The organism is Rhodococcus sp. P3_B8 (assembly GCF_056402775.1).
This window is the reverse complement of record NZ_JBFUGT010000215.1, coordinates 1-11,011: the sequence shown is the minus strand read 5'-3', so window position 1 is coordinate 11,011 and position 11,011 is coordinate 1. Positions and strand designations below refer to the sequence as shown.

The window sequence follows — 11,011 nt, the reverse complement described above, 5'->3', positions numbered from 1 at the left end:
GCGCGGACAGGCCGCGGGCGCCGCCGCAGGTGTTCCGGCAGAACCGGTCGCCCACCCACCCCGGAACGGATTGCGTTGGACGGCCGTCACGATTCTGCTGGTCCTGGTCGCCGTTCTCGCACTCGCGTCGGTCACCGCACGCTTCACGAGAAGTCAGATCCTCGACACCGACCGCTACGTGAGCACGGTGACCCCGCTGGGGTCGAATCCGGCCCTCCAAGCGGACATCACGAACCAGATCACCGACGAGATCTTCACCCGAGTCGACGTCGAAGGGCTCACCAAGGACGCACTCGAGGCGTTGACCGACGTCTCGAATGTCGCTGCGAACGCTCCCCGACTGGACGCGGCCGTGGTCGGCCTCGCACCGGTGATCACCAGCCAGGCAAAGAACTTCGTCCACGACACCGTCAGCTCACTCGTGCAGTCCCAACAGTTCGAAGACCTCTGGATCCAGGCGAACCGTTCGGCGCACAACGCACTCGTGGCGGTGATGACGGGCAACTACGGTCTCAGCTCGGTGGAGGTCGACCAGAGCGGCACCGTCAGCATTTCTCTGGGCACCGTCATTGACAATGTGAAGGCCGCGCTGACCGAGCGTGGTTTCGCGTTCGCCGACAAGATCCCCGCGGTCGACAAGCAATTCGTGCTGTTCCAGTCTCCCGAGCTGGTGAAGGCGCAGCGCGCCGTCAACGCCCTCGACAAGGCCTCGGCGATCCTGCCGTGGCTGGGAATCGCCTGCGCCGCCGCCGCGGTCGCCGTCGCCCCCACCGGCCGACGGCTGCGCGCGCTCTCCCTCGCCGGCCTGTCGATCGCCCTGGGAATGCTCATCCTCGCGATCGGGATTCTCGTCGGACGCGCCATCTACCTCGACAGCGTCCCACCCGACATCCTGTCGCCCGACGCGGCGGCAGCGGTCATCGACACCGTTCTGGTGCCACTGCGGACGAGTCTGCGTGCGGTCGCGGTCCTCGGTCTGGTGATCGCGATCGGCGCCTTCCTCACCGGCGGCTCGGCGTCCGCGACCGCCGTCCGTCGTGGGTTCGGGCAGGCACTGGACTTCGCCCGCAAGTCCGGCGCAGGCCGACCGCCGAACGAGGTGGAACGGTGGGCCAACCAACTCCGAATTCCGCTGCGCTGCGCCATCATCGGCGTCGCGGCTCTGCTGCTGATGTTCTGGCGCTACCCCACCGGACTGGTCGTGTTGTGGATCGTCTTCATCGCCCTACTCGCGCTCGCGGCACTCGAACTGCTCATCCGCCCGGCCCGCACAGCCACGGGACACGACTCGGGATCTACGCCGGTGCCTTCGTCGTGAGCGCCTGGCCCCGAAACGTTCTGCGATACGCCGACGGGGGGACGCCGAGCACGGCGCCCATGTGCTGACGCAGGGACACCGCGGTCCCGAAACCGACCTCGCGGGCGATGACGTCGACGGACAGGTCGGTGGTCTCGAGGAGTTGTCGCGCGCGGTCGACCCGGTGGGTGATCAGCCAGCGGTTCGGGGTGGTGCCGACCTCTTCACCGAACCGCCGCGTGAACGTGCGGACACTCATGTTCGCGTGCGCGGCCATCCGGCTCAGCGTCAGCGACTCACCCAGCCGATCCAGCGCCCAGTCCCGGGTGGTCGCGGTGGACTCCGCCGTGGTCTCCGGGATCGGCCGCTCGATGTACTGCGCCTGCCCGCCGTCGCGCCACGGTGGGACGACGCATCGGCGCGCCACCCGATTGGCGACGTCGGAGCCGTGGTCGCGGCGCACGATGTGGAGGCAGAGGTCGAGTCCGGCGGCGACGCCTGCCGAGGTGAGGATGTGCCCCTCGTCGACGAACAGCACGTCGGGATCGACCCGGACCTGCGGATAGGTGCGCTGGAAGTGTTCGGCGTTGCGCCAGTGCGTGGTGGCGCGCAGTCCGTCGAGCAGCCCGGCCGCGGCGAGGATGTAGGAGCCGGTGCAGATGGAGACGTAGCGCGTGCCCGGCCGGACGAAGTCGAGAGCCGCCTCGAGGTTCGGAGGCAGATGCCCGTCGTCGTAGGCCGGGCCGAGTTCGTAGGACGCCGGGATCACCACCGTGTCGGCCTCGGCCAGCAACTCGGGCCCGTGATCGACGGACACCGAGAAATCGGCGTCCGAACGCACGGGCCGTCCGTCCGCCGTGCAGGTCTGCACGTCGTACAGCGGGTTCCCGTCGGCGTCCTCCGCCCGTCCGAAGACCCGCGACGGAATGCCGAGTTCGAACGGGATCACACCGTCCAGGGCAAGCACGACCACACGATGACGTTCGACCATGGCCAGATTCTTTCACATGTTGTCATTCCGGCAACTGTTCCGGCGAGACCCAGCCCCGCAGACTTACCGTCGTGACGTCCGAAATCGCGCCCCCGGCACCTCCGGCCCGAACCGCCCCGCCGCGCCTCCACTACGCGTGGCTGGTCGCCGCCGTCGCGTTCCTCGCCCTCGTGGGGGCCGCCAGCTTCCGGGCGGCGCCCTCGATCCTGATCGACCCTCTCCACGAGGACTTCGGCTGGTCGCGTGCCAGCATCTCCTCCGCGGTGTCGATCAACCTGGTGCTGTACGGGCTGACCTCGCCGTTCGCGGCGGCGCTCATGGAACGCTTCGGCATGCGGCGGGTGGTCACCGCGGCGCTGGTCCTGGTGTCCGCCGGCAGCGGACTGACCGTCTTCATGACCGCCACCTGGCAACTCGTGCTGCTGTGGGGCGTGCTCGTCGGGCTGGGCACCGGCTCGATGGCACTCGCCTTCGTGGCCACCGTCGTCGACCGGTGGTTCGTCGCCCGCCGCGGCCTGGTCACCGGCATCCTCACCGCGGGCAGCGCCGCCGGACAGCTGGTGTTCCTGCCGATCCTCGCGATGGTCGCCGAGCACTACAACTGGCAGACCGTGGCGCTGACGGTGTCGTTCGCGGCCCTCGCCGTCGTGCCGCTGGTGCTCGTGTTCCTGCGCAACCGGCCGTCCGACGTCGGGACGGTGCCGTACGGCGCCGGACCCGACTACGTCGCGGAACCACCCGCCCCGACCGGTCGCGGGGGTGCCGCGGGCCGGGCCGTGACGGTGCTGGTGTCGGCGGCGCGGACCCGGGTGTTCTGGCTGCTGGCCGGCACGTTCGCCATCTGCGGGGCGAGCACCAACGGACTCGTCGGAACCCATTTCGTCCCGGCCGCGCACGACCACGGTATGCCGGTGACGGCGGCCGCGAGCCTGCTCGCCGTGATCGGGATCTTCGACGTGATCGGCACCATCGCGTCGGGGTGGTTCACCGACCGATTCGATTCACGCAAGCTCCTCGGCATCTACTACCTGCTGCGCGGGATCTCGCTGATGCTGCTGCCGATCCTGTTCGCGAACACCGTGCACCCGCCGATGATCGCGTTCGTCATCTTCTACGGACTCGACTGGGTGGCGACCGTACCCCCGACGGTTGCTTTGTGCCGCAAACACTTCGGCGGCGACGCACCCATCGTGTTCGGCTGGGTGCTGGCGTCGCACCAGATCGGCGCCGGCATCGTGGCGTTCCTCGCGGGATTCGTGCGCGACCAGTTCGGCGACTACGATTCCGCGTTCCACGTCGCGGGCGGACTGTGCGCGATCGCCGCCGTGATGTCTCTGGCCATCGTCGCGAAACCCCGCAAGGTGGCGGCCGAGCTCGGTTGACCTCCGCCGAAACCACTCCCCCGGGCGGCCCCGGTTCCTAAGATCGATATATGGCAGCTCAGCGTGCGTCGGACGAGGTCATTGACCGCTCCAAGATCGAGAATCGGGCTCCGTCGGTAGCCGCACTGTTCGTGGATCGGGTGGCCCACTCACCCAACCGCGAAGCGTTCCGATACGTCGACGCGGCGGACCCGAAGAAGTGGTCCAGCGTCACCTGGTCCGAGGCGGGCGACCGGGTGCGCAACCTCGCGGCCGGACTCATCGTCCTCGGCGTGCAGGCCGAGCAGCGGGTGGCGCTGGCTTCCGCCACCCGCTACGAATGGGTGCTCGCCGACCTGGCCGTCATGTGCGCCGGCGCCGCCACCACCACGGTGTATCCCACCACGACCGCCGGGGACGTCGCCTACATCGTCGCCAACTCCGGCAGCCGCGTCGTCTTCGCCGAGGACGACGCACAGCTCGCCAAGCTGCGGGAGAACCGCGGCGAACTCGGCGACGTCGAGAAGGTCGTCCTGATCGACGGCAGTCCCGGAGACGACGACTGGGTGATCACGTTCGACCAGCTGCACGACCTCGGCGAAGAACTGCTCGCCGAGACCCCCGACGCCGTGCACGACCGGATCGAGGCGATCGGCCCCGACGACCTCGCCACCCTGATCTACACGTCCGGCACCACGGGCAGGCCCAAGGGTGTGCGGCTCTCGCACTCCGCATGGACGTACGTGGCGGCCGCGATCGACGCCACCGGCATCCTCGACGCCGACGACCTGCAATACCTGTGGCTCCCGCTGTCCCACGTGTTCGGGAAGGTCCTGCTCACCCTGCCGTTGCAGATCGGTTTCGCGACGGCGGTCGACGGGCGCGTCGACAAGATCGTCGAGAATCTCGCGGTGGTCAAACCGACGTTCATGGGCGCGGCACCCCGCATCTTCGAGAAGGCGTACGCGCGGATCGTCTCCACCGTGCGCGAGGAAGGTGGAGTGAAGGAGAAGATCTTCGACTGGGCCATCGGCGTCGGGCTGCGGGTGTCGAAGGCCAAGCAGGCGGGGAAGAGTCCGGCGCTGCTCGACTCGGTTCAGCACGCCGTCGCGGATCGGCTGGTGTACAGCACGATTCGCGAACGGTTCGGTGGGCGCCTGAAGTTCTTCATCTCCGGCTCCGCAGCGCTCAATCGTGATGTCGCGCAGTGGTTCGACGCCGTCGGCATCGTCGTCCTCGAAGGGTACGGACTGTCCGAGACCAGTGCCGCATCGTTCGTCAACCGCCCGTCGGCCTACCGGTTCGGCACCGTCGGCTGGGCCATCCCGGGCACCGAGACCCGGATCGGCGACGACGGCGAGATCCTCATCAAGGGTCCCGGCGTCATGAGCGGGTACCACGAGAACCCCGAAGCCACAGCCGAAGCGCTCACCGATGACGGCTGGTTCCGCACTGGCGACATCGGCGAAATGGACGAGGACGGCTACCTGCGGATCACCGACCGCAAGAAGGACATGTTCAAGACGTCCAACGGCAAATACGTCGCACCCTCCGCGGTGGCGGCCACGTTCAAGGGCATCTGCCCCTACGTCGGTGAACTCATCGTCGACGGCGAAGGGAAGTCGTACTGCGTCGCCCTGATCTCCCTCGACGCGGAATCGATCGGCGAATGGGCGAAGAATCACGACCTGGGCGGCAAATCGTTCGCCGAGATCGCGAACGCCCAAGAGACCCGCAACCTGATCGGCGGTTACGTCGAAGAACTCAACGCCGGACTGAACCGGTGGGAGCAGATCAAGAAGTTCCGCATCCTCGACCGGGAACTCACCGTCGAGAACGGCGAGATCACACCGAGCATGAAGCTCAAGCGCAAGGTCGTGATGACCAATTTCTCCGACGAACTCGACAATCTCTACAACTGAGTTGACCCTCACGCGACGTCAGGCTGCACGGTAGAGGACGTGAGCGAGAAACACACGGTCGGCGTGGTCGCCAGGCTGGTCGGAGTGAGCGTGCGCACTCTGCACCACTACGACGAGATCGGCCTGGTCACACCGTCCGACCGCACACCCGGTGGGTACCGCAGCTATTCGGACGCCGACGTGGAACGTCTGCACCGCGTGCTGACGTACCGCGAACTGGGTTTCCCCCTCGAGGAGATCGCAGCCCTCCTCGACGACCCGGACGTCGATGCCCTCGCGCATCTACGGCGACAGCACGCGTTGCTGAGCGAACGGATCGATCGCTTACACGAGATGGCTGCAGCCGTGGAGAAGATGATGGAGGCGAGAAGCATGGGCATTCAGCTCACCCCCGAAGAGCAGAACGAAATCTTCGGCGACAACTGGCCAGGCGAGGAGTACGCCGCCGAGGCCGAAGAGCGCTGGGGCGACACCGACGCGTGGAAGCAGTCCCAGCAGCGGTCCGCGAAGATGAGCAAGGAGGACTGGAAGCGAATCAAGGCCGAGGGAGACGCATTCGAGGCGTCGCTCGCGCAGGCGATGGCCGACGGCGTCGAACCCGGGTCCGATCGGGCCAACGCACTCGCCGAGGAACACCGCGCCGGCATCGAACGGTTCTACGACTGCGATTACGCAATGCAGGTGAACCTCGCCGAGATGTACCTCGCCGACGACCGCTTTCGCCGGCACTACGACGACGTCGCCCCCGGTCTCGCGCAGTACGTCCGGGACGTCATCGTCGCGAATGCGGAGCAGCAGTAACGGGAACAGTGCGAACTCGACGACCCAGCGTCGTCGAGTTCGCGGCCGTTCGTCAGCACTATCCTGAACCCATGTCCGATGCGCAGCGTCCCAGCCCCAGTCAGTACGTCGGGTATCTGTTCGGTCGCACGCTGCCGGATTCGATGCAGGACTGGGTCCGCAACGACCTCGTCGGGCCGGGAGCCTCGGTGCGGTACGTCCTCCGTTTCATGCTTCCCGTCGCCGCGGTGCTGGCGTTATTCCTCCTCATCCCCGGTCCCATCTGGATTCCGCTGGCGATGATGGCCCTCCTGCTGCTCCCGCTGCTCTACTTTGCGGTCGCGCTGATGAACATCTACCGTCGCCACCGTCTGCTCAGTCACGGCCTCGATCCGGACCTCCTCAATGCGAAGGCGCAGCGTCGCGCCGACCGCACGCGCGAGGACTACGAGCGCCGCCACGGCCGCACCGAGGACCAGTAGCAGCAGCGTGATGCATCACACCCTCGCCGCGAGAGTGATGCAGCGCACGTGAACGATCGATAAGTAATGCGTTAAAGTGGCGGCGTCCGAGTGGGTAATCCCACGAACCGCGTACCCCACAGGGTGCAGCGCAGGTTCCGACAGCCTCGACGGGAAGAGCAGTCATAGATGACAGTCACAGATTCGGCGGTCACGCCCGATATTCACACGACGGCGGGAAAGCTCGCCGACCTGCGTAATCGTCAGGCCGAGGCGCAGCACCCGAGCGGTGAAGCCGCGGTCGAGAAGGTCCACGCCAAGGGCAAGCTCACCGCCCGCGAACGCATCACCGCGTTATTGGACGAGGGCAGCTTCGTCGAACTCGACGCCCTCGCCCGGCACCGCTCGGTGAACTTCGGCCTCGCCGACAACCGCCCCGTCGGCGAYGGCGTCGTSACCGGCTACGGCACCGTCGACGGCCGCGACGTCTGCGTGTTCTCCCAGGAYGCCACCGTCTTCGGCGGCTCCCTCGGCGAAATCTACGGCGAAAAAATYGTCAAGGTCATGGACCTCGCCCTCAAGACCGGGCGCCCCCTGATCGGCATCAACGAAGGCGCCGGCGCCCGCATCCAGGAAGGCGTCGTCTCCCTCGGCCTCTACGGCGARATCTTCCACCGCAACGTCCAGGCSTCSGGKGTGATCCCGCAGATCTCCCTGATCATGGGCCCCGCCGCCGGCGGCCACGTCTACTCCCCCGCCCTGACCGACTTCGTCGTCATGGTCGACCAGACCTCCCAGATGTTCGTCACCGGCCCCGACGTCATCAAAACCGTCACCGGCGAAGACGTCACCATGGAAGAYYTSGGYGGCGCGCACACCCACATGGTCAARTCCGGCGTCGCCCACTACGTCGCCTCCGGCGAACAAGACGCCCTCGACTACGTCAAGGACCTGCTGTCCTACCTGCCGTCGAACAATCAGGCCGCGGCCCCCCGGATGCTGCCCACCGACCCGATCACCGGATCCATCGACGACTCGCTGACCGCCGAGGACCTCGAACTCGACACCCTCATCCCGGACTCGGCGAACCAGCCCTACGACATGCACGAGGTCATCCGCCGCATCCTCGACGACGACGAATTCCTCGAGGTCCAGGCCGAACGCGCCGGCAACATCGTCGTCGGCTTCGGCCGCGTCGACGGCCGYAGCGTCGGGATCGTCGCCAACCAGCCCACCGTCTTCGCCGGCTGCCTCGACATCGACGCCTCCGAAAAAGCCGCCCGCTTCGTGCGCACCTGCGACGCGTTCAACGTCCCCATCATCACCCTCGTCGACGTCCCCGGCTTCCTGCCCGGCACCGACCAGGAATACAACGGCATCATCCGCCGCGGCGCGAAACTGCTCTACGCCTACGGYGAGGCCACCGTCGGGAAGATCACCGTCATCACCCGCAAGGCCTACGGCGGCGCCTACGACGTGATGGGCTCCAAGCACATGGGCGCCGACGTCAACCTCGCCTGGCCCACCGCCCAGATCGCCGTCATGGGCGCCTCCGGCGCCGTCGGGTTCGTCTACCGCAAACGCCTCCTCGAGGCCGCCAAGAACGGCGACGACGTCGACGCCCTGCGCCTGCAACTGCAACAGGAATACGAAGACACCCTCGTCAACCCGTACGTCGCCGCCGAACGCGGCTACGTCGACGCCGTCATCCCCCCRTCCCACACCCGCGGACAGATCGTGGCCGCCCTGCGCCTCCTCGAACGCAAAATGGTCACCCTCCCGCCCAAGAAGCATGGGAACATCCCCCTATGACCGCTATCACCGACGACGACGTGCGCACCGAGACAGGTTCGGACGCGACGGCGTCAGTCAACGGTTCCGCAGCGGACACCACGCTCGCGAAGGGTGCGGCCACCGACCTGCCGGGTGACACGGACGGCACCGCCGCCGACGCGGCCCGTCAGCCTTTCCTGAAGGTGGTCAAGGGCTCACCGTCCGACGAGGAGATCGCTGCGCTCGTCGCGGTGCTGTCCGCGGTCGCCGCCGCCGGCAGCGGTGAACCGGATTCGCACGTGCCGCCCGAGTCCTGGGGCGCTCCCACGCGGATGCACCGGAGTGTCGCCCCGTTCTCGCCGTACGCGTTCCCGAACGTGTCCGCGTACCGGCGTTGATCAGGATCCGGTGACATCCTTCGTTCTCGCCTCGGCTTCCCCGGCGCGGCTGGCTGTTCTGCGCAGCGCCGGGGTGGAACCGGTCGTGCGAGTCTCCGGAGTCGACGAGGATGCCGTCATCGCGGCACTCGGTGCCGACGCAGCCCCCGAGCACGTCGTCACCGAACTGGCCCGCGCCAAGGCGAGCGACGTCCTCCCTGTTCTCGCACGGGACGGGATCTCGGACGCCGTCGTCGTCGGATGCGACTCCATGTTGCTGATCGACGGGTCCCTGCAAGGCAAACCCGGAACCGTCGACGTCGCCCGCGCGCGGTGGTCGTCGATGGCCGGCCGTAGCGCGACCCTGCTCACCGGGCACAGCGTCCTGCGGATCGCGGAGGGCGCGGTGGTGGGTGACGCACACGATCACAGCGCCACCGTCGTCCATTTCGCGAGCCCGCCGGACGCCGATCTGGAGGCCTACCTCGCGACCGGGGAACCACTGCAGGTCGCGGGCGCGTTCACACTGGACAGCCTCGGGGGCTGGTTCGTGGACCGCATCGAGGGCGACCCGTCCAGCGTGATCGGGATCGGTCTGCCGCTCGTCCGGAGGTTGCTCGCGGAGGTCGGGGTCGGCGTCGCCGAGTTGTGGGCGTCGTCAGGCCGCGTCGACTGACCGTTCGTCGACCGACAGATTCCGGCGCGGAAGCGTCAACGACGCCACACCGATAGCCGCCGCCACCGCCGCGATGATCCAGAGGATGCGGCGCTCTGCCTGGAGAAACGCCTCGCCTGCCGCTGATCGGGTCGACTCCCGTGCGGCTACCACCGCGGAGTCGGCGATCTGCTGCTGAGCGGCGCCGAGCGCCGCACCCCCGGACGCCGGCGAACGGCATTCGTCGGGCACCTTCATCGGGGACGTGGACCCGAGTTGCTCCGTCGCGCAGCGCACGAACGTGTCCTCGGCCCGCGGGATCAGCGCCGGCGGCACCCCGGCCTCGGCGAGTTGCGCGGTCAACGCGGGCCGCTCGGCTTGCACCGCGTCCGCCGACTGCGTCGCGACGAGGTTGAAGAACACGACGCCGATCACCGCGAGGCCGATCGAACTACCCACCTGCTGCACGGTCGGGAGCAGCCCCGACACCGACCCGGCGTTCTGCGGTTGCACGGTCGCGAGGATCGCCGTCTGGAGCGGTGCCACGAACAGCCCGAGCCCGGCTCCCCCGATGAACAGCGGACCGGCCAGCGCCGACCACCGCGGATCGGTGCCCTCGTGCTGCAGTTGCGCCGCCAGCACGATGAGGGAGCCGGCGAAGAGCAGCATCCCGAGAGGCAGGACGAGGTTGCCGATGCGCCGATACACGGCAGCGGAGGCCAGCGCGGCGAGCCCGGTCCCCAGCGCCCACGGCAGCGTCATCACCCCGGCCCTGAGCGGTGAGAACCCGAACCCGAACTGCAGGGTGAGGGAGATGGTGAAGATCAACGACGTGAGCGTCCCGAAGAACACGAACGCGATGGCCGCGCCGAGCGAGAACGCGCGGTCGGTGAACAGTTCGAGGCGCAGGACCGGGTCGCCGCCGCGGCGCCCGAGCCGCCACTCGTGGACGACGAACGCGATCAGGACCGGCACCGAACACAGCAGCATCACCACGAGCGACGTCGGCCAGCCGCGTTCCCGGCCCTCCGCGAGCGGAAAGATCAGGAGGAACAGCCCGAGCGCCGACAGCATGGCGCCGCCCACGTCGAGCCGGCGGATTCCGTCGGGCTTCGCGTCGACGAGATAGAAGTAGCCGAGGACCAGGGCCGCGAGCCCGATCGGGAGATTGACGAAGAAGATCAGCCGCCAACCCCAGTCGAAGAGATCCCACTGGATGAGAAGTCCGCCGACGAGCGGACCGCAGATCGTGGCGAGCCCGATGGTCGCGCCGTAGATTCCGAACACGCGCGGGTGCGAGCGTTTCGGAAACAGTCCCGAGATGATGGCGAACGTCTGAGCCGACATCGACCCCGCCGCGAGGCCCTGCAACGCCCGCGACACGACGAGAGCGG

Annotated in this window: 10 protein-coding genes; 8 read left to right on the top strand and 2 right to left on the bottom strand. The window is 67.8% G+C overall.

Annotation, left to right across the window (positions count from 1 at the left end; all coding sequences use genetic code 11):
* Positions 1–1,318: hypothetical protein (locus AC1D1G_RS33955; protein WP_477955505.1), on the top strand; the 1,318-nt coding region annotated here is incomplete at its 5' end.
* Here AC1D1G_RS33955 and AC1D1G_RS33950 read toward each other — a convergent pair.
* Complete coding sequence (locus tag AC1D1G_RS33950; RefSeq protein ID WP_283335811.1) at positions 1,296–2,288, bottom strand: GlxA family transcriptional regulator; 993 nt, start codon at positions 2,286–2,288, stop codon at positions 1,296–1,298. The two genes, AC1D1G_RS33955 and AC1D1G_RS33950, sit on opposite strands and share 23 nt — an antisense overlap.
* A 71-nt stretch (positions 2,289–2,359) precedes the next feature.
* Between AC1D1G_RS33950 and AC1D1G_RS33945 the strand changes: the two genes are divergently transcribed.
* The 7 genes from AC1D1G_RS33945 to AC1D1G_RS33915 all read left to right on the top strand — a co-directional run bounded on the left by AC1D1G_RS33945 (position 2,360) and on the right by AC1D1G_RS33915 (position 9,638).
* Complete coding sequence (locus AC1D1G_RS33945; RefSeq protein ID WP_477955503.1) at positions 2,360–3,670, top strand: MFS transporter; 1,311 nt, start codon at positions 2,360–2,362, stop codon at positions 3,668–3,670.
* A gap of 50 nt (positions 3,671–3,720) precedes the next feature.
* Entirely contained in the window at positions 3,721–5,571 is a 1,851-nt protein-coding gene (locus tag AC1D1G_RS33940; protein ID WP_477955502.1) for an AMP-dependent synthetase/ligase, read from the top strand.
* Between the two features lie 39 nt (positions 5,572–5,610).
* Positions 5,611–6,372 carry a MerR family transcriptional regulator gene (locus AC1D1G_RS33935; protein WP_317570935.1) on the top strand — a complete coding sequence of 254 codons (762 nt, stop codon included), beginning with the start codon at positions 5,611–5,613 and terminating at the stop codon, positions 6,370–6,372.
* Positions 6,373–6,443: 71 nt separating this feature from the next.
* The gene (locus AC1D1G_RS33930) at positions 6,444–6,833 is read left to right on the top strand and encodes a DUF5313 family protein (RefSeq protein WP_317570936.1); all 390 of its coding nucleotides are present in this window, start codon (positions 6,444–6,446) and stop codon (positions 6,831–6,833) included.
* Positions 6,834–7,001: 168 nt separating this feature from the next.
* A complete protein-coding gene (locus AC1D1G_RS33925; RefSeq protein ID WP_477955500.1) occupies positions 7,002–8,624 on the top strand; it encodes an acyl-CoA carboxylase subunit beta in 1,623 nt (540 codons plus the stop codon).
* Complete coding sequence (locus AC1D1G_RS33920; RefSeq protein ID WP_280785217.1) at positions 8,621–8,983, top strand: acyl-CoA carboxylase subunit epsilon; 363 nt, start codon at positions 8,621–8,623, stop codon at positions 8,981–8,983. Before AC1D1G_RS33925 ends, AC1D1G_RS33920 begins: the two co-directional genes overlap by 4 nt.
* A gap of 10 nt (positions 8,984–8,993) precedes the next feature.
* Complete coding sequence (locus tag AC1D1G_RS33915; protein WP_280785218.1) at positions 8,994–9,638, top strand: Maf family protein; 645 nt, start codon at positions 8,994–8,996, stop codon at positions 9,636–9,638.
* On the opposite strand, the gene AC1D1G_RS33910 is transcribed toward AC1D1G_RS33915, so the two are convergent.
* Positions 9,621–11,011: MFS transporter (locus tag AC1D1G_RS33910; RefSeq protein WP_477955498.1), on the bottom strand; the 1,391-nt coding region annotated here is incomplete at its 5' end. The genes AC1D1G_RS33915 and AC1D1G_RS33910 overlap by 18 nt on opposite strands.